Source organism: Pseudodesulfovibrio indicus, assembly GCF_001563225.1.
GTDB classification, from domain to species: domain Bacteria; phylum Desulfobacterota; class Desulfovibrionia; order Desulfovibrionales; family Desulfovibrionaceae; genus Pseudodesulfovibrio; species Pseudodesulfovibrio indicus.
In genome coordinates, this window is the sequence record NZ_CP014206.1 from 1,859,838 (window position 1) to 1,885,982 (window position 26,145).

The following is a 26,145-nucleotide window of genomic DNA, read 5'->3' on the forward strand; positions in this document are numbered from 1 at the left end:
GTGGCCACGCCGAGAATCTCCGTGACCATGCCCTGCTACAACTGCGGGGAGACGGTGGGCCGGGCGCTCGATTCGCTCCTGGCCCAGCGGAACGCGGAGTTCGAGGTGGTGGCCGTGGACGACGGCAGCGACGACGATACAGCGGGAATCCTGGCCGAATACGCGCGCCGGGATTCCCGCGTCCGTTTCCTCCAGATTGAGCACGGCGGGGTCATCCGCGCGGCCAACGCGGCCATTCAGGCGGCGCGGGGCGAATACGTGGCGCGCATGGACGCGGACGACGTCTGCCTGCCCGACCGGCTGGCGGCCCAGGCCCGGCTGCTGGACGACTGCCCGGACCTCGGGCTGGTCGGCTGCCGGGTGCGTTTCGGCGGCGACCGCAGGCGCAGCCGGGGCTACGCCCTGTACGTGGACTGGACCAACACCCTGCTGACCCCGGAGGCCATCCGGCTGAACCGGTTCGTGGAGTTCCCGGTGCCCAACCCGTCCATCATGTTCCGGCGCACCGCCCTGGAGACCTACGGCGGCTATGTGCGCGGCGATTTCCCCGAGGACTACGAACTGCTCCTGCGTTGGCAGGAGGCCGGGGTCCCCATGGCCAAGGCGGACGAGGAACTGCTGATCTGGAACGATCCGCCCGACCGCCTGTCCCGGACCCATGCGCGCTACGACGTGGACGCCTTCTACCGGGTCAAGACCGACTACCTGGCCCGCTGGCTCTCCCGCAACAACCCGCACCATCCCGCGGTCCACATCCTCGGCTCCGGGCGGACCACCCGCAAGCGCGCGGACCTGCTCCTGGACCACGGCATCGAGTTTGCGGCCTACTACGACGTGGACCCGAAAAAGATCGGCAACACGGTCAACGGCGTGCCGGTCCTGGACCGCAACGACGTGCCCGCGCCCGGCGAGGGGTTCTGCCTGCCCTACGTGGCCAGCCGGGGGGCCCGCGCCGAGATCGCCGAGTTCCTGGAAGGGCGCGGCTTCGTCCTGGGGCGCGACTACATTCCCGCCGCCTAGCCCGCTTCCGCTTCTGGCCTTCCCCGCCGGAATCTGGCACTCTCGCTCCATAGCCCAAGGAGCATGAATGCAATACGTTTCCACCCCCCATTGTCCGGCCCCGGCGGGCCATTATTCACAAGGTATCGTGCACGGCGGTCTGGTCCACGTCTCCGGCATGCTCGCCGTGGACCCGGTCAGCGGCGAGAAGCGGCTCGGCTCCGTGGAGGAGCAGACGCGGCTGGCCCTTGCAAACGTCGAGGCCGTGCTCAAGGAAGCCGGATCGGGCCGCGACCTGGTGCTCAAGTGCACCTGCTATGTGGCGGATATCGAGCTGTGGGGGCGGGTCAACGCGGTCTACGCCGAGTTCTTCGGCGACCACAAACCCGCCCGCGCCGTGGTCCCCACCGGCCCCCTGCATCACGGGTTCCTGGTGGAGATCGACTGCGTGGCGGCCCTGGGACCCGGGGCCGAAACCGGGGAGGGCGCATGACCCGTTTCGTCTGCCGCGACTGCGGACTCGATTTCGACGTGAATGTTCCCCGCTGGCGGTGCGACTGCGGCGGACTGCTGGACCTGGACTTCACCCCGCACTTGGACCCGGACCGGCTCGCCGGGCGGCCCGCCACCCTGTGGCGCTACCGCGAGGCGCTGCCCGTGCCCGACGGCGCGGAGTTGACCCTGGGCGAGGGGTTCACCCCCATGCTCCCGGTGGAAATCGGCGGCCGCGAGGTGCTGGTCAAGCAGGAGCAGCTCTTCCCCACCGGCTCGTACAAGGACCGGGGCGCGGCGGTGATGATGGCCATGGCCGCCCACATCGGCGTGGACCGCGTGGTCGAGGACTCCTCGGGCAACGCGGGGTGCGCGGTCTCGGCCTTTGCGGCCAAGGCGGGCATCCGTTGCCGCATCTTCGTGCCAGCCGACAACTCGCCGGGCAAGCTCGGCCAGATCGAGCTGTACGGCGCGGACCTGGTCCCCGTGCCCGGCTCCCGCGAGGACACGGCCTCGGCGTGCATGGCGGCGGCCTCGGACTGCTATTACGCAAGCCACGTCTACAATCCGTATTTCTTCCACGGCACCAAGACCTTCGCCTACGAAGTGGCCGAACAGCTCGGCTGGAAGGCGCCGGACGCCGTGGTCCTGCCCGCCGGGAACGGCACCCTGCTGCTCGGCGCGCACATCGGTTTTACCGAGCTGCTGGGCCTGGGGCTCATCGACCGCATGCCGAAGTTGGTGGCGGTCCAGAGCGCCAACTGCGCGCCCCTGTGCGCGGCCTTCGAGGCCGGGGCGCGGGAGGTGTCGCAGGTGGCGACCGCGCCGACCCTGGCCGAGGGCATCGCCATCGGCCTGCCCATGCGCGGGGAGCAGATGCTTGAGGCCGTGCGCGAGACCGGCGGCACCTGCCTGGCCGTGTCCGAGGAGGCGGTCCTGGCCGCCTTCCGGGACATGGGGCGCAAGGGGTTCTGCATCGAGCCGACCTCGGCGGCGGTGGTGGCCGGGGCGGCGGAGTACGTGCGCACCGCGGACGCGGACGAGGTGGTGGTGACCGTGTTCACCGGCCACGGGCTGAAGGTCGGGGACAAACTGCACAAGCTGGCCGGAGGGGTGTGATGACCGGACTGCATGAAACCAAGCCGCGCAAGCCCTGGCTGGCGCTGCTCCTGTCCCTGGTCGCGGTGGGGCTGGGCCAGGTCTACAACGGCCAGTGGCGAAAGGGCGTCTGGCTCTTCCTGACCGAGGTCGGGCTGGGCATGTTCATGGTCCTGTACTGGGCCGATTTCGCGGCCATGCTCCTGTGCGTGTCCATCCTGGCGGGCTACAACCTGTTCGTGGCCGGGGAGGCGTTCGTCACGGCCCGGCGGCTGCGCGACTTCACGCCCGGACCGTGGAACCACTGGTGGGTCTACGGGCTGTGCCTGCTGGTCAGCCTGGGGGCCGGCTCGGTCTTCAAGTGGATGGTGCAGGAATATTTCTTCATCGCCTATACCGTGCCGTCCGCGTCCATGGTCCCGTCCATCCGGGTGGGCGACCGGTTCATGGCCGAGGTCCTGGAGCCGGAGGACCGGCTCTCAAGGGGCGAGATCGTGATCTTCACCCTGCCCGAGACGCAGGGCAGGGATTTCGTCAAGCGGATCGTGGGGCTGCCCGGGGAGACCGTGGAGATCCGGGACCGTCAGGTGCTGGTCGACGGCCGCGCGCTGATAGAGCCCTATGCGCAACACACCAAGGGGGGCCTGTTCCCGGAGCGGGACAATCTGGCGCCGGTGGTCCTTGGCGCGGACGAGTTCTTCGTCATGGGCGACAACCGCGAGGACAGCTACGACTCGCGCTGGCTCGGCCCGGTCCCCAGGGAACGGATCACCGGACGCGCGGGATACGTGTACTTCCCCGGCGACCTGGACGCGCCGGACTGGCTGGATCGATTCGGAACGGACCTGCGCTGACGGGTTACCAGAACTCGCGGGCCGCGAACAGCCCGTCCGCCTGATTGATCTTCAGGGGGCGCACTTCCTTGATGCCCAGGGCGTCCATGTAGCCCAGGACCAGGATGAGGTTGGTCAGCCGGGTGTCGGCGTATTCGCTGTCAAAGGCCTTGTCCGGCTTGCCGGTCCACTTGGCCAGGGCTTCGGCCACTTCCTGGCGGGTGTAGGTCTTCTTGTGCAGGCCGAGCACTTCGGGCACGGAATAGAAATGCACGCCGCCGATGCCCGCCACCACCATGTCCTGGGCGCAGATGCGTCCCGAGATGACCAGCGGCACGGTCATGGCCGCATGGGAGCGGATGAAGGCCAGGGACTGTTCCACCTCGGCCGGGCTGACCGGGTTGGGGCTGGTGGTCGTGGTGATGGATTTTTTCTGGAAGGTCTCGATGACCACGTTCTTGAACGGGATGGAGGCCATGGGATCGATGTAGAAGATCAGGTCGCCGTCGTCCTTGCGCAGGGTCATCTGCATGGAGTTGCCGCCGATGTCCCAGACCAGGAACGGCGGGGCCTTGTCGCCCAGCTCCTGGCGCACAGCGTGGTAGCTGAGCATGGCGGCCTGCTGCTCGGAGATGACCCGGGCCGGGATGCCGGTCTCCTTGCGGATGCGCACGAAATAGGCGCGCCCGTTCTGGGCCTCCTGGAACAGCCGGCCGCCCACGGCGGAGTATTCCAGGGCGTTCTTCTCCACCGCGGTGCGCTTGAGTTTTTCCAGGATGGCAATGCCCTGGTCCATGACGTCCTTGCTCAGGTTGGCGTCATAGGAGCGGGCCAGGTCCTCGGCGAAATCCACCTTTTCGGACAGGGTCTCGACGAGCTTGACGATGCGGCCGGTGGGGATGTCCACGTCCGCGATGATGCATTTGATGGCGGCGGAGCCGATGTCGAACGCGGCCCTGCGGACCACGGTGGCGTCCTGGGCGCGCGCCGGAGCGGCAAGGCAGATGCAGAACAGCGCTCCCGCCAAAAATGCGGCTTTCAGTGTAAGGTACATCTTCCTCCCGGCTCGTCCCGTCGAATTATGTCTGTAAGCTAAAGAAAAATCGCGCGAAGTGCAACGGGTACCAGGGGTCAGTCCTTGGTGGACCGGTATGTTTTCCGGTTCCGATCGAGCTGGAACTTCCGGACAGCCTGGTTGTGCTCCTCCAGCGTCCGGCTGAAATGGTGGGAGCCGTCGCCCCTGGCCACGAAGTAGAGGTAGGCGTGCTGTTCCGGGTGTACGGCGGCCAGCAGGGAGTCCAGCCCCGGCGAACAGATGGGGCCGGGGGGCAGGCCCCGGTGGACGTAAGTGTTGTAGGGGTTTTCCCGGTTCGTGAGGTCGCTCTTCCTGAGGTTGCCGTCGAAATCCGGCCCCAGCCCGTAGATGATGGTCGGGTCGCACTGGATGAGCATGCCGCGCCGGAGCCGGTTGTGGAAGACCCCGGAGATGCGAGCCCGTTCGCTGGTGTCGCCGGTCTCCTTTTCGATGAGCGAGGCCAGGATGACCGTGCGCTGCATCTCCTCGAAGTCCGGCAGCCCGCCGGGCCAGACCTTTCGGGCGTTGCGGAAGAACTCCTTGAGCATGACCTCGGCCATGAGCCGGGCCGGATTCTCCTTGGGCGGGGTGAGCAGGTAGGTCTCCGGGAACAGGTATCCTTCGGCGTCCCTGGCCGTGATCCCGTAGGCGGCCAGCAGCTTGGGGTCGGCAACGGCCTCGGCGAAGCCGTCGGCGTCGCCCATGCCCGCCTCCTCCAGGACCCGTGCGGTCTGCCACCAGGTCAGCCCCTCGCGCACCGAAACCCGGTGCATGACCCCGGCGGAGGAGGTCAGCTCCTCCAGAATCCGCTCCGGGACCCAGCCCGTGGACAGCCGGAAGACTCCGGCCCGGGCGGACGAGCCCTTGCCCCGGCGAACGGCCAACCGGGCGAAGAAGTGGGTGTTAGTGATCAACCCCTCGTTCTTGAGGTTGGCGGCGATGGTGGTGAACAGCTGCCCGGGCTCCACCCGGAACAGGACCTCCCGGCCCGGCGTCTCCGGGGCGGTGGCCAGGAACTGCTCCTCCTGCCACGTCTTGTACCAGGCGTAGCCGCCCGCGACGAGCCCGGCCAGGACGGCCAGCAGGAAAACGGCGATCAGGAAATAGCGGAGTCGAGCCATGAGCGAAGGATGACGGTCGCTGCCTGGCTGTCCAGGGCGGCCTTTCGTTTCTTGCCGCGCAAACCTGCGGCGTTGAGTTCCTCTTCGGCCTGGGCCGAGGTCAGCCGCTCGTCCATAAGGTGGACGGGCAGTTCCGTGCGGCGGCCAAGGCTCTCGGCGAAATTGCGCGCCTGGCGGGTGGTCAGGGTCTCCTCGCCCGACAGGGCCAGGGGCAGGCCGACCACCACCGCTTCGATGGATTCATCCTGAATGATTTTGAGGAGTTCGTCAAAGAGCGCCTGGCGGGTGGACCGCGTCAGGGTGCGCAGGGGCGAGACCAGGGTCCCGGTGGGGTCGCACACGGCCAGGCCCACGCGTTTGAGCCCGAAATCGATGCCCAGGGCGCGCACCCTAGAGGTCCTCCAGGGCGGTCTTGGTGCGGTAGCCCATGGCCTGCACGTCGGCCACCAGCACGCCCTCGGCGTCGAGGACCTTGACCGAGTAGGTGGCCATGCGGCCTCCGGCGGACAGTTCCTCGGCGTGGGCGATCAGGCGCGGCCCCTTGGCGGGCTTCAGGTAGGCGATGGACAGGTTCACGGCCAGGGCCGCCCGGCCGTAGGAGTTGGCCGCCGCGCCGAAGGCCGTCTCGGCCAGGGTGTAGACCGCCGCCGCGTTGACCGTGCCGAAGGGGTTCATGTGTTCCGGGCGGATATCCAGGCGGCAGGAAGCCGCGCCGGGCGAGACGTCGGTGATCTCGACCCCGGTGAATGCGCCGAAACCGTTGCGCTCGTTGAGCAGGGCTTTCACGCCGTCGCAGTCCATTGTCGCCTCCGTCGTTGCTTCGGGTTCAGGGTGCATCGGTCCGTGGACGCGGCGCGCGGATCAGGCGCCCTTGCGCTCCACCCGGTCGAGCATCTCCTTCATTTCCCTCTGCCATCTGGGACCGCCCACGCATTCGGCCAGGAATTCCACGGCGTGGATGACCCGGTTCGGCAGCTTCATCTGGAGCATGGACCGCTTGATGCCCACCTTGCAGGACGGGCAGCCGACCACGATGGGCCGCTGGCGGTCGAAGGCGAGGTCCTCGCGCAGCTGCTCCTGCTTGCGCTCGCGCAGCAGGTTGTAGATGGACGGGCTGGTCATGGCCCCCAGGCCGGACTCGCCGCAGCAGCCGGGCGACAGGCTCACTTCCGAGCCGGTCAGCTTGGCCAGGGTCGAGCGGTACATCTCCGGGGCCTTGAGCTTGGGTACGTCGGTCCATTCCATGTGGCAGGCTGAATGGTAGAGCACCGGCTCGGTCTGGCGCACGCCGGGCAGCCGCTCCATGAGGAACTGGACCACGTCGTAGTGCTTGAGCGGGTCGGCCAGCTCCGAGGAGAAATCATAGGTCTGCAGGGACTCGCGGCAGGTGCCGCAGGCCGTGAGCAGGGTGGTGGCCTTCAGCCCCGCCTTGCCGGTCTTGACCAGCAGGTCAAGGAATTCCTGGACGTTGCGATGGCGGTTGGTCTTGTACGCCTCCTCGCAGCCCGAGGCGAGCAGGGGATAGCCGCAGCACATGTGGTGGTCGGGCAGGACCACGTTCACCCCGGACTTGAGCAGCAGGTAGACCGAGGCCAGGCCGATGGAGCGGGAGAACAGGGACGCGCCGCAGCCGGGGAAGTAGAGCACGGTCTGGTCGCGGTCCGCGCCGGGGTTCTTGAAGACCGATCCCAGCTCCTCTATGTGCAGCCGCTCGAACAGGTTGCGGTAGTCGATGTGCGGGCTGCGGTGCTTGACCACGGGCGACTCGATGCGCGACAGCCAGCGGGCCGGGATCATGCCCAGGGTCTTGTCCTGGAGCGACTGGCCCACGGAGAGCACCTTGGCGGCCATGGGCAGGGTGTTGCCCGGGTTCTTGGCCAGGTTGCGCAGCACGATCTGCTTGAGCGGGTGGCCGGACCTCCCCTTGGAGTCGAGGAACGAGCGCATGGACAGGGCGGCCCCGGCGGAGTCGATCTTCACCGGGCAGGCGGCCTGGCACTTGCCGCAGGCCGTGCAGTGGTCCATGAGGTCGCGCAGTTCCTTCATCAGCTCCACGGCGGGCTCGCCGGTCTGGATCTGCGAATAATAGATGCCCTCGATGAGCGCGCCCAGCGCGATGTTCTTGTTGCGCGGGTGGTACATCAGGCCGCGCGCGGGCTGGTACATGGGGCAGACCTGCTTGCACTTGCCGCAGCGGGTGCAGGTCTGGATGTTTTTCAAGAGCCCCATGAGCGCTTCCTTGTCTTTGAGCGCGGTGCCGTCCAGGTCGTGGATCAGCCGGTTGAAGGAGAAAGTGAAGGGCACGCTCGGCAGGGTGCGCGAGGTCAGCTTGCCGGGGTTGAACACCCCGCCCGGGTCCAGCGCCTTGCGGTATTTGGCCAGGGCCTCGATCTTCTCTTCGCTCAGGAACCCGATCTTGGTGATGCCGATGCCGTGCTCGCCGGACACCTGGCCGCCCATCTCCAGGACCTTGGACATGACCGTGTTGGCCGCCTCGTGGGCCGAGGCGAGCATCTCCGCGTCGTTGGAGTTGACCGGCAGGTTGACGTGGCAGTTGCCGTCGCCCGCGTGCATGTGGTTGGCGATGACGATGCGCCGCTGCTGCAGTTCCTGCCACAGCCCCTTTATCTCGCGGTCGAGCTTGGGGTAGGTGTCGCGCAGCTTGAGGAACAGGAACCGGCACTGGGCCTCCTGCTCCACGTCGGAAAAGTCCCTGGAGTCCACCTTGCCGCTCAGGATGGCGTCGATGCGCACGCGCGCCTCGGCGATGTCCTCGTCCTTCTCGGCCACGCCCTCCAGGTCTTCGACCTTGTCCAGGGTGGCCGCGTAGATCTTGGCCAGGTAGATGAGGTTCAGGTTTTCCAGGAAGTCGGAGAAGGCCGGGATGACCTCCATGGGGATGACCACGTCCTCGTTGATCTTGAAGCCGGAGGTGCGCCGGGCGATGGCCGAGAGCTTGTGGCGGTCCTCCCAGAACAGCTCGGCCTCGCGCTCGTCGCGGGCGGCGAAGACGTCCACGCCGTCATAGGGCTGGGCCAGGGCGAGCACGGTCTGGCAGGCTGCGTCCAGGGCTTCCCGGCTGTCCGAGTCGAGCTGCATGATGATCACCGAGATGGGATCGCCCTCGTACCGGGTGGACTTGGTCTGGTACTCGATGGCCTGGACGTATTTGGGGCCGAACTCCTCCAGCGCGGAAATCTTGACCAGGTCGCCCTCCTCGCGGATGGCGTCGCGCATGGCGACCACGTCCTTGATGACCAGCATGGCGTTGCGCATGGACCGGCCGAAGAATTCGAGGCAGAGCACCTGGGAGTGGGCCAGTGTGGGGTGGCAGACGAAGGTGGCGGTGGTGATGATGCCGTCCGTGCCTTCCTTCTGCACGCCGGGCAGTCCGCCCAGGTACTTGTTGGACACGTCCTTGCCCAGCCCCTGGCCGCGGATCTCGTCGCCCTTGAGGACCACGGTATCGAAAAGCGCGCCCTTTTCGTCGCGGATGTCGAACACGGCCTCGTCAAAGGGATATATCTTGTGGCGCGGGTGGTCCCTGCGGACCACCTCGATGAGCGACCCGTCGGGCCGGACCATGCGGTAGCTCAGGATGTTGTCGATGGTCGTGCCGTATTCGAAGGCGAACGGCCCCCCCGCGTTCTCGGAGATGTTGCCGCCCAGCGACGAGCCCGCCTTGGAGGCAGGGTCCACGGTGAACAGCAAGCCTTTCTTCGCCGCCGCCTGGATGGCGTTCAGGGTGATCACGCCGGACTGGGCGGTCATGGTCCGCTCGGCCGGGTTGATGTCGAGGATGTTCTTGAAGCGCGACAGGGACAGGATCACGCAGCGCGCCTCGGCCGGGATGGCCCCGCCGGTCGCGCCAGTGCCGCCGCCGCGCGGGATGATCCCGAAGCGCATCTCGTTGGCCAACCGCACGATGCCCTGGATTTGGGCCTCGGTCTCGGGGAAGAGCACGAGCATGGGCAGCTCCATGCGCAGGTCCGTGGCGTCCGTGGCGGACTCCACCCGGGCGTGCGGCTCGTGGCCGATGCCGTTCGCGGGCATGAAGGCGCGGAGCCGGTTGACGATGGCGTCGCGGAAGGCCTGCTCGTTGCCGTGGCGTTCCCAGAACAGCTCGATGCCCTTGGTCAGGATGGTGGCGAACTCGCGGTCCAGCATGGGCCGGGACATGTTCAGCCGCCTCTCCACGGACTTGCGGACCAGCTCCGGGTCGATGAACGGGTTGTAGCGCACCAGGAAGAGCTCCGCCGCCAGGTTGGAGGCGAGTTTCTTCACTTTTTCGGGCCAGTGCTGGAACTGCTCCATGTCCACCACGCCCAGGGCGCGGGTGATGAGCTGTTCGTCGGAAATCGAAATATGCGGGCCAAGCTGGGCCATGTCTTAATACTCCATAGGTGGTCGGTGAAGGGAGAGAACTAAGACCTTTTGGACCGGATGGCAAGTTAAGGATGGGTGGCATTTTCACCGGCCCGCATCGGGAATCCGCTCGGCGGGCGGGTCGCCGGACCCTTTCGGTCGGCGGGACGTGTTGTCGGAATTCCCCCGCCGGGCGGGGCGGAGCGACCCGCAAAAGCGCGAACCGGGTGCGGCGGGGTGTTTTTTCGAAACAAAAGCCCGGCGAATCGGTCTTGGGGTGAAGTTTGTTCGAGTCCACGCCGGTGCGGCAGAATGAACCATTGTCCCCTGTCCCGCCTAGACTTTCGATCCCTTCCGTTATACTGAACGAAAACATTTTTTTCTGGTATGGGCAGGGTTTTTTTCACATCAGCATTGAAGGGTAGAGATCATGAGCAAGCCGAATTTTGCGCCTTTGAAACTGTTCATCACCGGGCCGACCTACATCCGCCAGGATGTCAAGGAGGCGGCCCTGTTGCCCGAGTTCGGGCACCGCGATACCGAGAACGACCTGCGCTTCGCGCCCATCCGCGAGAACATGCGCAAGCTGGCCGGGTGCGGCGACGACTATGAGCCGATCCTGTGCCTGGGCTCCGGCTCCACGGCCATGGAGGCCTCGGTGCGCTCCCTGGTGGCCGACGGCGAGACCGTCCTGAACGTCTCCGTGGGCGCCTTCGGCGACCTGTACTACAACCTGGCCGCCCACAACGGGAAGAAGGCCGAGAACCTCAAGTTCGACTACGGCCAGGCCATCGACATGAACGTGCTCGAGGACAAGATCAAGGAACTCAAGCCCGCGGTGGTCACCTTCACCCACAACGAGACCTCCACCGGCGTGACCAACGACATGAAGGCGGTCTGCGAGCTGATCCGCAAGCACGGGGCCATGCCCCTGGTGGACGGCGTGTCCATCTACGGCGGCGCGGACCTGGACCTGTCCAACTCCGGCGCGGCCATGTACTCCACCGCCACCCAGAAGGCCCTCGGCCTGCCCGCCGGGTTCGGCATCGGTTTCGTCTCCAAGGAGGCCGAGGAAAAGGCCGCCAAGGTGACCAACAAGGGCCACCACCACGACATCACCAAGCACCTGGGCCGGGCCCGCAAGAACCAGACCCTGACCACCCCCAACTGCACCCTGGCCAACCAGATGTGGTTCCAGCTCGACCGCATCGTCAACGAGGAGGGCGTGGAGAACCGCTTCGCCCGCCACATCGAGATGCGCGGCATGGTCGAGGACTGGGCCGCCGGCCTGGACGGATTCGAGATGTTCGCCCCGGAAGGATTCCGCTCCCCCACCGTGTCCACCGTGCTCTGCCCCGCGGGCGTGACCGTGGCCCAGCTCAAGAAGGGCGTGAAGGAAGCCCTGCGCGAGGAGGGATACCTCATGGACCCCGGCTACGGAAAGCTGAACACCGCCCTTGAAGAGGCGGGCCGCAGGCTGGTCATCCGCGTGGGCCACATGGGCGACATCACGCCCGACATGCTCACCGAATACCTCGGCAAGCTCGAAGTGGAGCTGAAAAAACTCGGATAGATTGTTGAAGAATCCATAATCGGAGGCTGTTCCAAAAGGGTGAGAGGCAAGGCGCGAAAAAAGTTCAAGATCGAAGCGTGCTTCCTGTACGCGAGAGTTTGAACTTTATGAGCACGTAGCGGATCGCCGTTTTTAACAGCCTCCCAAGCAAACTCGGGGGAAGAGAGAATGCGCATACTCGCCAATGACGGCTTGGTGGATGAGGCCCAGAAATACCTGAAGAAACAGGGGTTCACCGTTGAGACGGAGAAGCGGGACGAAGACGACCTGATGAGCGAGATCGGCTCCTTCGACGCGCTCCTGGTGCGTTCGGCCACCAAGGTCACCCGCGCCCTGCTCGAGGCCGGGGTCAGGAACGGCGGCAAGCTCAAGATCGTCGGTCGCGGCGGCGTGGGCACGGACAACATCGACCTGGAGGCGGCCAAGGAACTGGGCGTCATCGTCAAGTTCGCGCCCAACGGCAATACCAACGCCACGGCCGAGCACGCCCTGGGGCTGATGTTCGCCGTTGCCCGGCGCGTGCCGTTCGCCCACCGCACCCTGATGGGCGGCACGTGGCACAAGAAGCGGTTCGCGGGCGTGGAGCTGTTCGGCAAGACGCTCGGCATCATCGGCTGCGGCCGCATCGGCCAGGCCCTGGCCACCAAGGCGGGGGCCATCGGCATGAAGGTCATCGGCTTCGACCTGTACCGGTCCATCGACGCTCCCCTGACCTACGTGGACACCATTCCCGAATTGCTCGCCCAGTCCGACTTCGTGTCCCTGCACTGCGGCGGCAAGGACCCGGTCATCAATGTGGAGGAATTCAAGCAGATGAAGGACTCCGCCTACCTGATCAACGCCTCGCGCGGCAAGAACGTGGCCGAGGACGCGCTCTATGAAGCGCTCAAGACGGGCCAGATCGCGGGCGCGGCGCTGGACTGCTACGAGTCCGAGCCCAAGCGCGAGGGCGAGCCCTTCGTGAACAAGCTCCAGGAGCTGGACAACATCGTCATGTCCGCCCACCTGGGCGCGTCCACCCGCAACGCGGGCATCCGCACCGGCATGGAGATCGCCGAGGTGGTCACCGGCTACCTCAAGCGCGGCGAGTACGGCAACTCCGTGAACGTCGGCGAGACCGTCGAAGAGGAAGGCACCGAGGTTTATACCATCTTCATCACCCACGAGGACAAGCCCGGCATGTTCGGCAAGTTCGGCACCCTCATGGGCGAGATGGGCGTGAACATCCGCGAGAACAATTCCCGCAAGCTCGGCAACCAGGTGCAGACCGTGTACATGGTCCACGCCAAGCCCACGGAGGCCGTGCGCGAGGCCCTGGCGTCCATCCAGGGCGTGACCCGCGTCTCCATCTAGCTTCCGATCCTTGAACAGCAAAGGGGGGGCCGGGTAATCCCGGCCCCCTTTTTTTGTGTCCGGGGGCGCGTCACCCGACCGTAACAATTCTATAATGGTGCCTCTATGCCGGTATTCGTTATGCTTGTGAGAATGACTACTATGAAGATGGGAGGTCTCTATGTTCAATAAACTGAAACTCAGAACCAAGCTGCTGTTGGGCTTCGGCACGGCCAGCCTGTTGCTGCTGGCCGTCGTGGTCATATACCAGTACGCCTCGTCCACGGCCATCGGGAGCTTTCACCGGCTGCTCGACGAGGAAGCGGCCATCAGCTCCCACGCGGAGCAGGCCGAGGTCTACATGTTGCAGTGCCGTCGCGACGAAAAGGACTTTCTGTTGCGCAAGGACCGTAAATACCTTGATGATTTTTCCGGGAACCTGGCCAAGGTAAATGAATACGCCGGGGCCATCGTGCCTCTGTCCCGGGCCATCGGCCAGCCCGAACTGGCGGCCAAGGCCGAGTCCATCAAGGCGTCCGCCGCGGAATACGCGGGGGCGTTCGGCGAACTGGTTTCGGCCTGGGAGCGGCGCGGTCTCGACCCCAAGTCCGGCCTCCAGGGCAAGTTCCGCGACGTGGTCCACCAGGCCGAGTCCGTGTTCACCCGCCACGAGGTCCAGGACCTGTACATCGATTTCCTGCTGCTGCGCCGCTGGGAAAAGGACTTTCACCGCACCGGCACGGACAAGTATCTCAACCGGGCGCAGGACACCATGGACCGCTTCGAGCACGACCTCGCTCTCCGGCAGAACCAGGATGAGGTCCTGGGCCGGATGGGCGAGTCCCTGGCCGCCTACCGCGCCGCGTTCAGCCGGTTCCGGGACAGTCGTTCCGAAGCCGACTACCAGGCCGTGCGCGAGGCGGCCGCCGCCATCGAGCAGCCGCTTGAATCCGTGTTCGTACCCGACGTCCAGGCCCTGCTGCTCATGGTCCGGCGCGGCGAGAAGGACTACCTGCTGCGCGGCGACGAGTCCTACGTTCGCAAGACCCACGCCGGCCTCGACAAGCTGGTCGCGGCCTTCGAGAACTCCGTGGCCGACGAGCGGTACGTCAGGGAGGCCAAGGAACTGGTCGCGGCCTACCGCGAGTCCTTCGACGCTCTGGTGGCCGAGGACGCGAACATAGCCGCCATCACCGAGCGCATGCGCAAGGCCGTGCACGCCATCGAGCCGGTGGTGGCCGAGATTTCCGCCACCGGGGAGCAGCTCAGCAAGGCGCGCGCCGTCCAGGTGGAGGCGGACGCCGGGACCCTGTCCGGCGCGGCCATGATCCTCGGCCTGCTGGCCATTGCCGCGAGCATCGCCTTTGCCGTGTTCATCATGCGCAGCGTGCTGATGCAGCTCGGCACCGATCCCCTGGAGCTGGTCCGCGTGACCCGCGCCATCGCGGAGGGCAAGCTGGGCGTCCGGTTCGGCGGGACCATCCGGGAGGGGTCGGTCTACGGGGCCATGCTGGCCATGGTCCAAAAACTGGTGGCGGTCATCGGCGAAGTGTCCGAGGCGGCCTACAACGTCTCCTCCGGGTCGCGTGAGCTGAACTCCACGGCCGAGAGCGTGGCCCACGGCGCCAACCACCAGGCCGCGGGCGTGGAAGAGGTCTCGGCCAGCGTGGAGGAGATCGTCTCCTCCATCCAGCAGAATTCCGAGAACGCCGCCCAGACCGAGGCCATCTCGCGCAAGGCGAGCCAGGACGCCGAAGAGGGCGGCCGGGCCGTGAGCGCCACGGTGTCGGCCATGCGCGACATCGCGGACAAGATTTCGGTCATCGAGGAGATCGCCCGGCAGACCAACCTGCTGGCCCTGAACGCGGCCATCGAGGCCGCCCGTGCGGGCGAGCAGGGCAAGGGGTTCGCCGTGGTCGCGGCGGAAGTGCGCAAGCTCGCCGAGCGCAGCGGCCAGGCCGCCGCCGAGATCAGCGAGCTGTCGGTCAACTCCGTGGCCGTGGCCGAAAGGGCCGGGACCATGCTGGAGAAGATGGTCCCGGACATCCTCAAGACCGCCGAGTTGATCCAGGAGATCTCCGCCGCCAGCAACGAGCAGTCCGCCGGAGCATCGCAGATCAACCACGGCATCCAGGCCCTGGACACCACCATCCAGCAGAACGCCTCGGCCTCCGAGGAGCTGGCCTCCACCGCCGAGGAACTCTCCGGCCAGGCCCAGCAGATGCAGATCACCGTCAGCTTCTTCGACCTCGAAGGGGCGCAGGGCCGTCACGCCGCGCCGGCCCGGGCCTTGCCTCCGGCTTCGCCGCCAGAAAAGGAAGAGGACCTTCAGCGGTACTGATCCCCATCCTCTCCCGAACAACGGGAAAAGGCCCGGCGTGAACCGCCGGGCCTTTTTTCTCGCCGTGTTCCGGGACTACAGCCCCAGCGCCCGGGCCACGTCAGGCGAAAACAGGGGGGCGAGGTCGGCGTAGGGGATGGTCACCACCTGTTCCCCGGCGGCGTAGGGGGCCACCTGGTACGGGGCGAAGAAGAAGGCCACGCCCTCGACCGTGAGCGCGAACCGCTCGAAGTTGTCCTCGATGGGTTCGAGTCCCGGGTCGAGCATGTCCTTGAGATACATCTGGCCCAGGGACGGGATCAGCGCCTTGCGGCAGGCCGCGGACACCGCCGGGAGCGCCTTTTCCGGGTCCGTGAACAGCCGGTCCAGGGGCACCTGCGAACCATCGGTCATGTCGAAGACCCAGGTCATGGGCCAGTTGTTGGGGTGCGCCCCGCCGGAATAGACCATGACGTGGAGCTTGACCGAGACGAACCGCGCGCCGGGCGAGGGCCATACCGCATAGCGGGTGATCAGTTCGTACTTGTGCGGGAAGAACTGCATGTCGTGGGCCGGGTCGAGCTTCTTGAGGTCGAAGACGGTGTTGGACACGAAGTCGCGGATGACCGGGTTGGCCTCGGTCCGGCAGAGCACCGGGTATTCCGCGTCGATGGAGAAGCCGGTGGTCTCCTCGCTGATGGTTACGGCGGTCAGGACCAGGGGGGTGCAGGGCGCTTCGGCCCGGGCGGCGGCGGAGAAAAGGAGCAGGCCGAGGACGATCGGCAGCCAGGTACGCATGCGGGCCTCCTTTACGGTTCGAGCAGCAGCCTCCGCAGACCCCAGGCGGCCTGGCCCAGGGAGATGCATCCGTCATTGGGCGGAAGCTGGGTATGGACCAAGGGTATCAGACCCGCGCCCTGCAGGGCGAGGGGTAATTCGGCCGCAAGGGTGAGATTTTGCATCACGCCGCCGGACAGGGCCACGTGGTGGATGTCCAGGAGCATGGAGAAGGAGAAGGCCATTTCGGTCAGCCCGGCCATGAGGCCGAGGTGGAACCGCCGGGCGATCTTGGGCACCGGCACGCCGTTCTCCAGGTCCTCCAGCACGGCGCGCGCCAGGGTGAGGGTGTCCAGGGCCACCGGGTCGTCGGATTTGAGCGGGCAGGGGTACGCCCCCTTCTCGTCCATGTCCTGCGCCTTTTCCAGCAGGATGGCGGCCTGGCCCTCGTAGGTGATGGCTTGGGTCAACCCGCACAGGGCGGCCACGCCGTCGAACAGCCGCCCGCAGCTGGAGGTCTGCGGGGCGTTGATGCCCTTTTCCAGGAGCTGCGGGATCATCCGGCTCTCGGCCCCGAACCGGTCGAGCCACGGCCAATCGTACTTGCCCGGCTCCCTGACGCCCAGCTCCCACAAGATGGATTGGGCGATGCGCCACGGTTCTCTGACCGCGGCCTCGCCGCCGGGCAGCCGGATGCGCGAGAAATGGGCCAGCCGCTGGTGCTCCAGCTCCACCGGGTCCACCAGCAGGCACTCGCCGCCCCAGATGGTCCCGTCCTCGCCGTACCCCGTGCCGTCCAGGGCCAGCCCCAGGACCGCTCCGTCGTGCCGGTTCTCGGCCAGCACCGCGTGGATGTGGGCGTAGTGGTGCTGGAGCGGCGCCACCGGGACGCCAAGCCGCGTCCCCAGCTCCTCGGCCAGGGCGGTGGTCATGTAGTCCGGGTGCAGGTCGCGGACGACGAGCTCGGGCGTCACCTGGAGGATGTCCTCGAGGTGGGCGCGGATCTCGTTGTGAAACTCCAGGGTCTCCAGGTTGGACATGTTGCCGATGTGCTGGCTGGTGAACGCCTGGTCCTTCTTGGTCAGGGTCAGCGTGCACTTCAGCTCCGGGCCGACGCCGAGGACCGTGGGGCCGGAGACCGGCAGAAACACGGGCGAGGGCACGAACCCGCGCGCCCGGCGCATGAAGATCGGGTCCCCGGTGGCCGGGTTGACCCGGACCACGGAGTCGTCGGTGCGGATCAGGATGTCCCGGTTGTGGAACAGAAAGAGGTCGGCGATCCCGCCCAGCCGGGCCAGGGCCTCGTCGTTCTCCAGGCAGATGGGCTCGGAGCTCATGTTGCCGGAGGTCATGACCAGGGCCGCCTCGGGCCCTTTGTGCTCGGCGTAGTCGCCCAGCAGGACGTGGTGCAGCGGGGTGTAGGGCAGCATCATGCCCGCGAAATTCGTGTCCGGCGCGACGCTCCTGGCCAGGGGGAAGGGGCGCTTCTTGGTCACCAGCACGATGGGCCGGTGGATGCCGGTCAGCCACTGCTCCTCGGCGGGCGTGACGTGGGCCAGCCGCCGGACCGCGTCCATGTCCCGGACCATGACCGCCAGCGGCTTGTCGGGCCGGTGCTTGCGGCGGCGCAGCTCGTCCACGGCGCGGTCCGAGGCCGCGTCGCAGACCAGGTGGAACCCGCCGAGACCCTTGACCGCCGCGATTTTGCCCTCGGCCAGCTCGGCGGCCAGCCTGCGCAGGGACTCGTCGCCCTGGGCGATGACCACGCCGTCGCCGTCGGTCAGCCAGGTCTTGGGGCCGCACCGGGGACAGGCGTTGGGCTGGGCGTGGAACCTCCGGTCCAGCGGGTCGCGGTATTCCGCCTCGCAGTCCGGGCAGAGCGTGAACCGGGCCATGGAGGTCTGGGGCCGGTCGTAGGGAATGGACCGCGTGATGGTGTAGCGCGGGCCGCAGTTGGTGCAGTTGGTGAAGGGGTAGCGGTAGCGCCGGTCGGTCGGGTCGTCCATGTCCGCCAGGCAGTCCGGGCAGGTGGCCACGTCCGGACTGATGAGCACCGAGTGGCCTGCCTTGCGGGTGGATTCGAGGATCACGAACCCCGTTTCCCCGTCAACGACCTCCAGCTCCTCGAAGTCGAGGGTGACGATGCGCGCCAGGGGCGGGAGCTTGCCCGCCAGGTCATCGGAAAACCGCGTGACCTGCTCCGGGCCGCCCTGGACCTCGATGAGCACTCCGTCGGACGAGTTGTTGACCGAGCCCGTGACCCCGGAGTCCAGCGCGATGCGGTAGACGAAGGGCCGAAACCCCACGCCCTGCACCTGGCCGGTGATGGTGAAACGCTGGCGCATTCGCATGGTTGTCCATACCGCTCCAGCCCTTTCTGCGCAAGGGGAATCAGTTTTTTGCGAAATGTTTCAACAGGCTGCGGATGCGGCCCTGGAGGAGGCGCAGGGGCGCGAAGGAAAGCTCCCGTTCCTCGGACAAAATGAACCCGTCGAGGTCGAAGCCGTCGGGCCGCTCCAGGGGGTAGTGCAGGGCGGCCGGGTCCGCGCCGGGCAGGGACCGGGCCACGGCCTCGGCCCACAGGGGAACCCGGTCCGGGGAAAGCCCCAGCAGCGCGCCCGCCATGGTGTCCAGGGCCACGCCGTTGTCCGAACAGGCCAGCAGCCCCAGGGGGAACGGCTCGCCGTTGATGGGGCCGTTGCGGTGCAGGGTCCGGATGCCGTCCACGAGGTGCGTGGTCCGGGGCAGGGCCAGGTAGACGTCCATGAGCATGGAGCGGAACAGCTCGTGGCTGTGCCCCAGCCGGTTGTGGGCCAGGGCCTTGCGAAAGCCGACAACGCAGCCGAACAGGTTCTTGACCGCGCCGGACAGGGTCATCTGGCCGTGGACTTTGAGCTTGGGCAGGTTCAGGATGCGGTCCGCGTCAAGGGCGTCGCGGGACAGGCCGATGGTTCCGCCCCGCGTCAGCGCCAGCGGGACGGCCCGTTTCAGGCTGGTCGCCTTCAGGCCCAGGGGGGCCACGGCCGAGGTCAGCCCCGAGGCATCGGCCACGCGGGAGGCCGGTCCGAAGGCCGGGGAGTCGCCCACGGTCACCCGCGCGCCGTGGTCCAGGAGCCAGGCGCAGGCCGCGCGGACCACCTGCGGGTGGGTGGTGCAGTGGACCGCGTTCCCGGCGCTGACCAGGTTGGGCTTGACCAGCACCCGCTCGCCGGGCGCGGGCCTGTAGCCGCAGGTTTCGAGCAGCCGGGCGACGGCCCGGTCCAGGGCTGGGGAGTCGTACCCTTCCAGGCGGGCGACGGCGACGGTTTCGGGCATGGCCGGAGCATAGGCGGGAGCGGCCCCGCTTGCAAGTCAAGGGTTGCCAGCCGGGCCGGGAAAGAGGACAATAGGGGAATGAATCCACTCATTTCCCTGATCGACGTCAGCGTGACCCGCAACAACAGGCGGCTGCTCGGCCCGCTGACCTGGAATCTCGAACGCGGCAGGCACACCGCCGTGACCGGGCGCAACGGCGCGGGCAAGACCACGCTGCTCCGGCTGCTGCGCGGCGAATTGCTGCCCGACCCCGGCGGCGAGCGGGTCTACGACTTCGGCCAAGGCCCCCAGCGGTCCGTGCTGGGGCTTCGGCAGCGCATCGGCCTGGTCTCGGCGGACATGCAGGAGTTCTACTTCCTGCACACCCCGCGCGTGAAGGGGCGCGACGTGGTCCTGGCCGGATTCTTCGACACCCCCATCCTGTACGACCGGGCGACCCCGGAGCAGGAGGCCGCGGCGGACGAGGTCGTCCACAGGCTTGGCATCCGCGACCTGGCCGAGGCGGAGTTGCGAACACTTTCCACAGGCCAGGTGCGCAAGCTCCTGGTGGCCCGCGCACTGGCCTCCGGGCCGGACGTCCTGCTCCTGGACGAGCCCCTGGACGGGCTGGACACGCGCTCGCGGGCCGAGGTCCTGAACCTCCTGGACCTGGCCGGAGAGCGCACCACCCTGATCTGCGCCGCCCACCGCGCAGGGGACCTGCCCGATTGCGTGGCCCACGCCCTGGCCCTGGACGCGGGCGTGGTCATGGCCGAGGGCGAACGGTCCGGCGCCGAGAGCGTCCTGCGGGAGACGGCCCCGTCCCTGGTGGCCTGCGACCTGCCCGTGGCGGCGCGGTCCGGGGAATACGAATACCTGCTGCGCCTGGAGAACGTCTCGGTGGTGGCCGACGGCAAGCGCATCCTGCGGGACATCGACTGGGAGGTCCTGCCCGGCGAGAACTGGATGGTGGTGGGCGAGAACGGGGCGGGCAAGTCCACCCTGCTCAAGCTGGTGACCAGCGAGGTGGCCCCCTATGCCGACGGCGAACGCGGCACCGGCACGGTCCTCCGGCTGGGCGGCATGACCATGGACGAGGCCCGGCCGCTCATCGGCGTGGTCTCGCCCGACCTCCAGGCCTCCTACGCGCGCGAGCTGGGCTGGGAGGTGACCGCCGAGGAGACGGTCATGTCCGGGTTTCGTGGGAGCGTGGGCATGCTCGACCAGCCCACCAGCCGGGAGCTGGCCGAGGCCCGGCAGTGGCTCGAGATCGTCGGCCTCAAGGGGCTGGAGTCCAGGCGGCTGCGGCGCATGTCCTACGGCCAGCAGCGCAGGGTATTCCTGGCGCGGGCCATGGCCCCGGGGCCGAAGCTGCTCCTCCTGGACGAACCGCTGTCCGGCCTGGACCCCGATTCCAGGGCGCTGATGGCCGGTCTGATCCAGGGGCTGGCCGAGTCAGGAACGCCCGTAATCATGGTCTCTCACCACGTGGAGGACCGCATTCCGGCCATCAACAGAATCCTGGAGTTGAAGGGGGGCGGAAAGGGGTTCTGCGGCCCCCGCGAGAGGTTCGAGCCGCTGCCTCCGACAGGAAGGGCGAGATAACAAGGTGTCATTGCTTGCCATTTCTTTTCAAATTTTCCTTGACATCTTGGCGCGAATGGCCAAATGTGCGATATCTATTTGCCAGTGGCACCCCGGGGGTGCGGTCCGTTCCGACTGGTGCTGGCGCGAGGGGAAACAGGTATATCGAGAGGCAGTGTGCGCATCGTGTACGCTGCCTCGGATTTATTTGTACTTGATGCAATGCATCGCCAATTTTGTGAGGAGTTTTCTCAATGTCCAAGAATATCTATGTTGGTAACCTGCCCTGGTCCGCCTCCGAGGACGACGTCCGCGCCGCTTTCGAAGCTTTCGGTCCCGTTTCCACCGTCAAACTGATCAACGATCGCGAGACCGGTCGTCCCCGTGGCTTCGGCTTCGTGGAGATGAGCGACGATTCCGCCGCCCTGGACGCCATCGAGGCGCTGGACGGCAAGGAATTCCAGGGCCGCAACCTGAAGGTCAACGAGGCCAAGCCCCGCGAGCCGCGTCCCCGCTGGTAAGCGATCCGCCTCATTCGGCTAGTTAGCCAAGCCCGTCTCTCTTGAGGGAGGGACGGGCTTTTTGTTTCCGGCCCGGAGTGCCGGTCATCCTTGGAAAGGAGTTGTTTTGGCCAAGCCCAATTACAAGTTTGCGAAGCGTCAAAAGGAAATGGCGAAGAAGAAAAAAAGGAAGAAAAATTGCAGCGCAAGTTGCAGAAAAAACAGGACGGCACCGACTTCGACGACGACGGCGATGAAGCCGAGGACGACGAAGCCGAGGACGACGAGGCCGGTGACGGCGGTCCCAAGGACGGCGAAGAGCGCTCCTGATTCCGGCGGACCGAACGGCGAAGCGCAAGCGCATTGCCAAGATGCCGCCCTGCGGGTATTCTCTCCCCACAATCCATGCGGAGGGCAACGTGCGATACAAGGGCGAAGTGACGTGGTTCAATGAGCAGAAGGGGTTCGGCTTCATCTCCGGCGAGGACGGCAAGGACGTCTTCGTCCACTATACCGAGATCGTCCGCGACGGGTTTCAGACCCTGGAGCCGGGCGAACGGGTCACCTACGGCCTGACCGACGAGGATACCGGTCCCAAGGCCGTGGAGGTCCGCCCCGAGGAAGAGGCCAGGGTCTCGACCCTGCTGTAACGGCTTTCCCCACGAAAAGACCCGGCCCCCGGCGCGCATGCAGCGTGCCGGGGGCCGGGTCTTTTCGCGTCCGGAAACGGGGGCTATCCCTTCAGCCCCATGCCCGGCTTCATGATCCGGCCCGTGAGGTCGGTCTCGTACCCGCCCTGGGCCTTGATCTTGGTCTTGGTTTCGTCCTTGCCGATGACCTCGATCAGGGTGCGGATGCGCTCGTCGTCCATGTGGGCGTCCGGGATGACCAGGTCGTAGCGCTCGTGGGCCAGGGGCACGAAGTCCAGGTCCAGGGCCTTGGACGCCGCGAAGATGCCCAGCCCGCAGGAGGCCGCCCCGGTGAGCACGTTCACGGCCACGGCCATGTGCGTGAACTCCTCGTTCTCGTACCCGGCCACCTCGCGCGGGTTGATGGACGCGCTTTTCAGGTGGTGGTCCAGGAGGATGCGCGTGCCCGCACCGCGCTGGCGGTTGATGAAGACCACGTCGTCGCGGGTCAAGTCGGCCACGCCCTCGATCCCCAGGGGGTTGCCCTTGGCCACGATCAGCCCCTGATGGCGGATGGCCAGGTTGACCACGGTCACCGGCAGCCCGGCGAGATAGCGGTCTATGAACGGAAAGTTGAAGTCCCCGGTCTCCGGGTCGAAGAGGTGCGCCCCGGCGAACAGGGCGGAGCCCGCCTTGAGCGCGGTCAGCCCGCCCATGGACCCGGCGTGGCTGGAGACCAGCCTGAGCGGCTCGGACAACCCCATGAGCTCGTTGGCCAAAAGGTCCAGGGTGTTGTCGTGGCTGCCCACGTGGACCAGGACCCGGTCCAGATCGCCCTTGGGGACGAGCAGCTCGGCGCGCAGGGTCTCGCCCTGTTCCACGCCCTCCACGTCCTCCGGGATGTAGGCCACGGCCTGGGCCTTGGTCATGGTCGTGATCATGCCCGCGCCGCGCGCCAGGGGAGCGGCCACGACGCGCCCGCCGATGCGCCCTGCGGCCAGCCGGAGCGCCTCGCGCATGCCGGGCCGCGACGGGGTCTTGCGCGCCAGCACGATGTCCGCCTCGGGCCGTTCGGGCGCACTCTTGCCCATGAGCCAGTGGACCACCGGGGCCAGGATCTTTTCGTGGCAGACGATGGCCGATACCGGATAGCCCGGCGCGCCCACCAGCAGCCTGCCGGGGAACCCGCTGCGCTCGTCGGTCACGGCCAGCAGGGTGGGCTTGCCCGGCATGACCGAGATGCCGTGCACCAGGACCTCGCCGATGGAGGAGAAGACCTTCTTGGAGTAGTCCTTGCTGCCCGCGCTGGAGCCGGCCCCGACCACCACCATGTGGCAGCCGGATTCGAGCCCCTTGATCACCGCGGCGCGCAGGGCGTCCTCGTTGTCCGGCACCGGCTCGGACCAGGAAGCGTCGATCCCCCAGGAGTCGGCGTACGCCTTGAACACCTGGGAGTTGGATTCGATGACCTGCCCGGCCCTGGGCGCGGGCTTGTCCAGGAAATTCAGCACCTCGTCGCCCGTGGGCAGGAAGATGGTCCGGACCTTTTCGCGGACCTCCACCTCGTAGATGCCCGCCGACAGCAGCGCGCCGATGTCGGACGGCGTCAACTCGCGGTTCTGGGGGATGAGCAGTTCGGTGGCCACGATGTCCTCGCCGATGCGCCGGACGTGCTGCCAGGGGAAGGCGGGCGCGTCCACGAGCACCGTGACCTCGTCTTTCTGGACCACGTTCTCGATCATGACCACCGCGTTCATGCCCTCGGGCAGCGGGTTGCCGGTGTTGACGAACAGGAACCCCTCGCCGTGGGCCAGGGCAACCGGCGCGTCCTCGCGCGCGGCAAAGGTGGACTCGGCCCGGACCGCCACGCCGTCCATGGCCGCCGCATGGAAGGTGGGCGAGGAATAGCGGGCGTAGATCGGCCCGGCGGTGACCCGTCCGGCGCCCTCATGGGTGGGTACGGTCTCGGTGGAGAGCAGCCCTTCGCGGTCGAGGCGGGACTTGGCCCGGATCACGGCCTCCTCGGGGGGGACGGTCTTCAGATAGATATTGCGTGTGCTGGTCATGGGAGGTGCCTCCGAATTCCACTGGAGATGGATTGGTCGCGCCGTTCGGCTCGATGGAACAGGTGGGGTGTACCGCTTTTGGCGGAAGGATAGCAAACCCTTTCCCGAAATTTCAGGCGAACCCTTTGCCCCGCGAAGCGGCACCGGGGCGGGGCGAAGGACGGGCGGAGGGGACGAAGCCCGCCCCCTCCGCCGCGACGTCTATTCGTACTGGAATTCGCCGTCCTTGTAGATGACGGTCTCCGCGCCGCCCTTGAGGGTGGCGGTGACGGTCTTCTGCTGGGTGTTGACCAGGTCCCAGTGCAGGGCCGAGTCGTTGAAGCCGAGGTCCTTTTTCAGGGCGTCGTCCAGGGTGGACTGGTCGCCGGAGAAGGTGTCGGCGTAGGACGCGCCCACGGCCACGTGGCAGTTGCCCTGGGGGCCGCCGAAGTTCTCGTCGAACAGGGTGTTGGCCATGAAGGCGTTGATCTTGGAGAAGCGGCGGTCGGTCAGGGAGAACTCGCCCAGCCGGTTGGCGCCCTCGTCCAGGGTCAGCTGCTTGGCCACGAAGTCGCCGCCGGTCTTGGCCTCGGTCTTGACGGCCACGCCCTTTTCGAAGGTCAACCGCACGCCCTCCACGAAGTTGCCGGAGCGGAAGGAGGGCTGGTCGGCGTAGTAGACGCCCTCGGTGCCGCGCCAGTCCGGGGAGAGGAATATCTCGAAGGACGGGATGTTGTGGCCGGACACGCCGAGCCAGCGGCGCTGTTCGCCCGGGGTGACGATCAGGTCGGTGTCCTCGGACTGGATGCGCAGGTGCTCGATGTCCATGGCGTTGAGCCACGCCTTGACCTTCTGGGCTTCGTCGAAGATTTCGTTCCAGCGGGCGGGCGGGTTGTCGTCGTCGAGGTAGCAGGCCTTGACCACCTGCGCCTTGAACTCGTCCATGGACAGCCCCGCGGCCTCGGCCAGGGCCGGGGTGGGGTAGACGCACAGGGTCCAGCCGAAGTCGCCGGACTGCTCGCGCTTTTCCATGATGTCGCGCATGAACTTGCGGGCCACGGCGGCCTTGCCGATGCGCCGGGAGTCCACGGCCTGGAGGTGGGTCAGGGAGGCCGGGGCGATGAGCGAAATCAGGCCGTTGAGGCCGCCGATGAACTCCTTGTCGCCCGCCGGGATGGCCGTGAGCTGCTCCTCGCCGCTCTTGCCGTAGAAGGACAATTCCATGTTGGAGGTCAGGTTCTGGCGGGGCACCGGGTTGATGCCCTTCTCGACCAGCATGTCGAACACGGCCTCGGCCAGGGGCAGGGTGTCGGTGTCGAACCGCAGCAGCACGAAGTCGCCGGGGACGTAGGGCTTGGTCCGCGCGGTGGACAGTCCCCACCACAGGGTCTCGGCGTATTTTTTCAATTCGTCGTTGGTGAACATATGCAATCCTCGCATGGTTGAAATCGGTGTTTCGTCCGGTCAGCGTAAACGACTCCGGCCCGCACCACAAGCCGTGTCCACCCCCACGTTTTTGTAGGAGTTTTGAAAAGCGCTTTCATGGCTTGACACAGGGCTGGCATGAATATATCAGCAAGTTCGTGCCCGATCCGCCTGGACCGGACACGTAACTTGAAATGTCGCGTCATGCCCCTGGTCGCAGGCCAGAAATCCCGGCAGCGCGCTAAACAGTCCCGCACACGGCGGGCATCCCAAATTATTTTCTGGAGGGAAAAATGGGCTACACTATCACTATCGACACCGACAAGTGCACCGGCGACGGCGAATGCGTGGACGTTTGCCCGGTTGAAGTTTACGAGCTTCAGGACGGCAAAGCCGTTGCGGTCAACGAAGACGAATGTCTCGGTTGTGAGTCCTGCGTCGAGGTCTGTGAGAACGACGCCATCACCGTCGAAGAAAACTAGTCTTTACGATCCGATATGGCTACGGGAGCGGCGGGTATCCGCCGCTCCCGTTCCATTTTAAGGCTGGCGGAAGGGTGGTTGCCGCATCTTGGCGCAATCACGGGAAAACCTCCCGCACCGGCCCCAGCCAGCGCCAGAGCCGTCGCCCGGAGGCGTTTTTTTTTATCCGCTCCGGAACCTTCCCTTTTTTGCGGCAAGCAG

At 66.7% G+C, this 26,145-nt stretch carries 22 protein-coding genes; 12 read left to right on the top strand and 10 right to left on the bottom strand.

The genetic code is table 11. The features are described 5' to 3' along the window. The 4 genes from AWY79_RS08300 to lepB all read left to right on the top strand — a co-directional run bounded on the left by AWY79_RS08300 (position 1) and on the right by lepB (position 3,443). A complete protein-coding gene (locus tag AWY79_RS08300; RefSeq protein WP_078063711.1) occupies positions 1 to 1,020 on the top strand; it encodes a glycosyltransferase family 2 protein in 1,020 nt (339 codons plus the stop codon). Between the two features lie 67 nt (positions 1,021 to 1,087). Continuing rightward, complete coding sequence (locus AWY79_RS08305) at positions 1,088 to 1,492, top strand: RidA family protein (protein WP_066802414.1); 405 nt, start codon at positions 1,088 to 1,090, stop codon at positions 1,490 to 1,492. Continuing rightward, positions 1,489 to 2,610, top strand: coding sequence for a threonine synthase (locus AWY79_RS08310; protein WP_066802416.1), 1,122 nt, complete (start codon positions 1,489 to 1,491; stop codon positions 2,608 to 2,610). The genes AWY79_RS08305 and AWY79_RS08310 overlap by 4 nt, the downstream gene beginning before the upstream one ends. After that, positions 2,610 to 3,443: a signal peptidase I gene (gene lepB, locus AWY79_RS08315; RefSeq protein ID WP_066802418.1), complete on the top strand. Its 834-nt coding sequence runs from the start codon at positions 2,610 to 2,612 to the stop codon at positions 3,441 to 3,443. Before AWY79_RS08310 ends, lepB begins: the two co-directional genes overlap by 1 nt. Before the next feature lie 4 nt (positions 3,444 to 3,447). Here lepB and AWY79_RS08320 read toward each other — a convergent pair whose 3' ends face one another. The 5 genes from AWY79_RS08320 to AWY79_RS08340 form a co-directional block, all read right to left on the bottom strand. After that, on the bottom strand, positions 3,448 to 4,476 hold the full coding sequence (locus AWY79_RS08320; protein ID WP_133987091.1) for a Ppx/GppA phosphatase family protein: 1,029 nt from the start codon (positions 4,474 to 4,476) through the stop codon (positions 3,448 to 3,450). Between the two features lie 77 nt (positions 4,477 to 4,553). Then, positions 4,554 to 5,618, bottom strand: coding sequence for an endolytic transglycosylase MltG (mltG, locus tag AWY79_RS08325; protein ID WP_066802422.1), 1,065 nt, complete (start codon positions 5,616 to 5,618; stop codon positions 4,554 to 4,556). Continuing rightward, the gene (gene ruvX, locus AWY79_RS08330; RefSeq protein ID WP_066802424.1) at positions 5,594 to 6,007 is read right to left on the bottom strand and encodes a Holliday junction resolvase RuvX; all 414 of its coding nucleotides are present in this window, start codon (positions 6,005 to 6,007) and stop codon (positions 5,594 to 5,596) included. The genes mltG and ruvX overlap by 25 nt, the downstream gene beginning before the upstream one ends. A gap of 1 nt (position 6,008) precedes the next feature. Continuing rightward, entirely contained in the window at positions 6,009 to 6,419 is a 411-nt protein-coding gene (locus tag AWY79_RS08335) for a PaaI family thioesterase (protein WP_066802426.1), read from the bottom strand. 60 nt (positions 6,420 to 6,479) lie between these two features. Next, a complete protein-coding gene (locus tag AWY79_RS08340) occupies positions 6,480 to 10,004 on the bottom strand; it encodes an FAD-binding and (Fe-S)-binding domain-containing protein (protein ID WP_066802428.1) in 3,525 nt (1,174 codons plus the stop codon). 409 nt (positions 10,005 to 10,413) lie between these two features. Between AWY79_RS08340 and AWY79_RS08345 the strand changes: the two genes are divergently transcribed. From AWY79_RS08345 to AWY79_RS08355, 3 genes are all read left to right on the top strand, one after another. After that, a complete protein-coding gene (locus AWY79_RS08345; protein WP_066802430.1) occupies positions 10,414 to 11,556 on the top strand; it encodes a pyridoxal-phosphate-dependent aminotransferase family protein in 1,143 nt (380 codons plus the stop codon). 168 nt (positions 11,557 to 11,724) lie between these two features. Beyond that, on the top strand, positions 11,725 to 12,909 hold the full coding sequence (locus tag AWY79_RS08350) for a phosphoglycerate dehydrogenase (RefSeq protein WP_066802432.1): 1,185 nt from the start codon (positions 11,725 to 11,727) through the stop codon (positions 12,907 to 12,909). A gap of 160 nt (positions 12,910 to 13,069) precedes the next feature. After that, entirely contained in the window at positions 13,070 to 15,229 is a 2,160-nt protein-coding gene (locus AWY79_RS08355) for a methyl-accepting chemotaxis protein (protein ID WP_066802434.1), read from the top strand. A 75-nt stretch (positions 15,230 to 15,304) separates the two neighbouring features. On the opposite strand, the gene AWY79_RS08360 is transcribed toward AWY79_RS08355, so the two are convergent. From AWY79_RS08360 to AWY79_RS08370, 3 genes are read right to left on the bottom strand one after another with little or no spacing between them, the layout of a single operon-like run. Beyond that, positions 15,305 to 16,006 carry a DUF3298 and DUF4163 domain-containing protein gene (locus tag AWY79_RS08360; protein WP_066802436.1) on the bottom strand — a complete coding sequence of 234 codons (702 nt, stop codon included), beginning with the start codon at positions 16,004 to 16,006 and terminating at the stop codon, positions 15,305 to 15,307. A gap of 11 nt (positions 16,007 to 16,017) precedes the next feature. Next, entirely contained in the window at positions 16,018 to 18,336 is a 2,319-nt protein-coding gene (gene hypF / locus AWY79_RS08365) for a carbamoyltransferase HypF (RefSeq protein ID WP_066802438.1), read from the bottom strand. 40 nt (positions 18,337 to 18,376) lie between these two features. Beyond that, positions 18,377 to 19,300: a DUF362 domain-containing protein gene (locus AWY79_RS08370; RefSeq protein ID WP_066802440.1), complete on the bottom strand. Its 924-nt coding sequence runs from the start codon at positions 19,298 to 19,300 to the stop codon at positions 18,377 to 18,379. Between the two features lie 78 nt (positions 19,301 to 19,378). On the opposite strand from AWY79_RS08370, the gene AWY79_RS08375 reads away from it, so the two are divergent. From AWY79_RS08375 to AWY79_RS08385, 4 genes are all read left to right on the top strand, one after another. Next, positions 19,379 to 20,884: an ATP-binding cassette domain-containing protein gene (locus AWY79_RS08375; protein WP_066802442.1), complete on the top strand. Its 1,506-nt coding sequence runs from the start codon at positions 19,379 to 19,381 to the stop codon at positions 20,882 to 20,884. Between the two features lie 233 nt (positions 20,885 to 21,117). Beyond that, a complete protein-coding gene (locus tag AWY79_RS08380) occupies positions 21,118 to 21,384 on the top strand; it encodes an RNA recognition motif domain-containing protein (protein ID WP_066802444.1) in 267 nt (88 codons plus the stop codon). Between the two features lie 177 nt (positions 21,385 to 21,561). Next, on the top strand, positions 21,562 to 21,693 hold the full coding sequence (locus AWY79_RS19535) for a hypothetical protein (protein WP_257721334.1): 132 nt from the start codon (positions 21,562 to 21,564) through the stop codon (positions 21,691 to 21,693). Between the two features lie 89 nt (positions 21,694 to 21,782). Further along, the gene (locus tag AWY79_RS08385; RefSeq protein WP_099093199.1) at positions 21,783 to 22,013 is read left to right on the top strand and encodes a cold-shock protein; all 231 of its coding nucleotides are present in this window, start codon (positions 21,783 to 21,785) and stop codon (positions 22,011 to 22,013) included. 83 nt (positions 22,014 to 22,096) lie between these two features. Here AWY79_RS08385 and AWY79_RS08390 read toward each other — a convergent pair whose 3' ends face one another. Both AWY79_RS08390 and AWY79_RS08395 read right to left on the bottom strand, forming a co-directional pair. Next, complete coding sequence (locus AWY79_RS08390) at positions 22,097 to 24,058, bottom strand: molybdopterin biosynthesis protein (RefSeq protein ID WP_066802451.1); 1,962 nt, start codon at positions 24,056 to 24,058, stop codon at positions 22,097 to 22,099. Positions 24,059 to 24,259: 201 nt separating this feature from the next. Next, positions 24,260 to 25,462: an aminopeptidase gene (locus AWY79_RS08395; protein WP_066802453.1), complete on the bottom strand. Its 1,203-nt coding sequence runs from the start codon at positions 25,460 to 25,462 to the stop codon at positions 24,260 to 24,262. Positions 25,463 to 25,755: 293 nt separating this feature from the next. Here AWY79_RS08395 and AWY79_RS08400 point away from each other — a divergent pair, with 293 nt between their 5' ends. Beyond that, positions 25,756 to 25,944 carry a ferredoxin gene (locus AWY79_RS08400; protein ID WP_066802455.1) on the top strand — a complete coding sequence of 63 codons (189 nt, stop codon included), beginning with the start codon at positions 25,756 to 25,758 and terminating at the stop codon, positions 25,942 to 25,944. The last annotated feature ends 201 nt before the right edge of the window (positions 25,945 to 26,145 follow it).

What these genes read in the sequence shown, in the direction of transcription:
- AWY79_RS08320 (WP_133987091.1), bottom strand. Translation starts at nt 4,476, where the DNA reads ATGTACCTTACACTGAAAGCCGCATTTTTGGCGGGAGCGCTGTTCTGC.
- AWY79_RS08395 (WP_066802453.1), bottom strand. Translation starts at nt 25,462, where the DNA reads ATGTTCACCAACGACGAATTGAAAAAATACGCCGAGACCCTGTGGTGG.
- hypF (WP_066802438.1), bottom strand. Translation starts at nt 18,336, where the DNA reads ATGCGAATGCGCCAGCGTTTCACCATCACCGGCCAGGTGCAGGGCGTG.
- AWY79_RS08335 (WP_066802426.1), bottom strand. Translation starts at nt 6,419, where the DNA reads ATGGACTGCGACGGCGTGAAAGCCCTGCTCAACGAGCGCAACGGTTTC.
- AWY79_RS08310 (WP_066802416.1), top strand. Translation starts at nt 1,489, where the DNA reads ATGACCCGTTTCGTCTGCCGCGACTGCGGACTCGATTTCGACGTGAAT.
- AWY79_RS08350 (WP_066802432.1), top strand. Translation starts at nt 11,725, where the DNA reads ATGCGCATACTCGCCAATGACGGCTTGGTGGATGAGGCCCAGAAATAC.
- AWY79_RS08355 (WP_066802434.1), top strand. Translation starts at nt 13,070, where the DNA reads ATGTTCAATAAACTGAAACTCAGAACCAAGCTGCTGTTGGGCTTCGGC.
- mltG (WP_066802422.1), bottom strand. Translation starts at nt 5,618, where the DNA reads ATGGCTCGACTCCGCTATTTCCTGATCGCCGTTTTCCTGCTGGCCGTC.
- AWY79_RS08370 (WP_066802440.1), bottom strand. Translation starts at nt 19,300, where the DNA reads ATGCCCGAAACCGTCGCCGTCGCCCGCCTGGAAGGGTACGACTCCCCA.
- AWY79_RS08305 (WP_066802414.1), top strand. Translation starts at nt 1,088, where the DNA reads ATGCAATACGTTTCCACCCCCCATTGTCCGGCCCCGGCGGGCCATTAT.
- AWY79_RS08390 (WP_066802451.1), bottom strand. Translation starts at nt 24,058, where the DNA reads ATGACCAGCACACGCAATATCTATCTGAAGACCGTCCCCCCCGAGGAG.
- lepB (WP_066802418.1), top strand. Translation starts at nt 2,610, where the DNA reads ATGACCGGACTGCATGAAACCAAGCCGCGCAAGCCCTGGCTGGCGCTG.
- AWY79_RS08360 (WP_066802436.1), bottom strand. Translation starts at nt 16,006, where the DNA reads ATGCGTACCTGGCTGCCGATCGTCCTCGGCCTGCTCCTTTTCTCCGCC.
- AWY79_RS08340 (WP_066802428.1), bottom strand. Translation starts at nt 10,004, where the DNA reads ATGGCCCAGCTTGGCCCGCATATTTCGATTTCCGACGAACAGCTCATC.
- AWY79_RS08400 (WP_066802455.1), top strand. Translation starts at nt 25,756, where the DNA reads ATGGGCTACACTATCACTATCGACACCGACAAGTGCACCGGCGACGGC.
- AWY79_RS08380 (WP_066802444.1), top strand. Translation starts at nt 21,118, where the DNA reads ATGTCCAAGAATATCTATGTTGGTAACCTGCCCTGGTCCGCCTCCGAG.
- AWY79_RS08375 (WP_066802442.1), top strand. Translation starts at nt 19,379, where the DNA reads ATGAATCCACTCATTTCCCTGATCGACGTCAGCGTGACCCGCAACAAC.
- AWY79_RS08345 (WP_066802430.1), top strand. Translation starts at nt 10,414, where the DNA reads ATGAGCAAGCCGAATTTTGCGCCTTTGAAACTGTTCATCACCGGGCCG.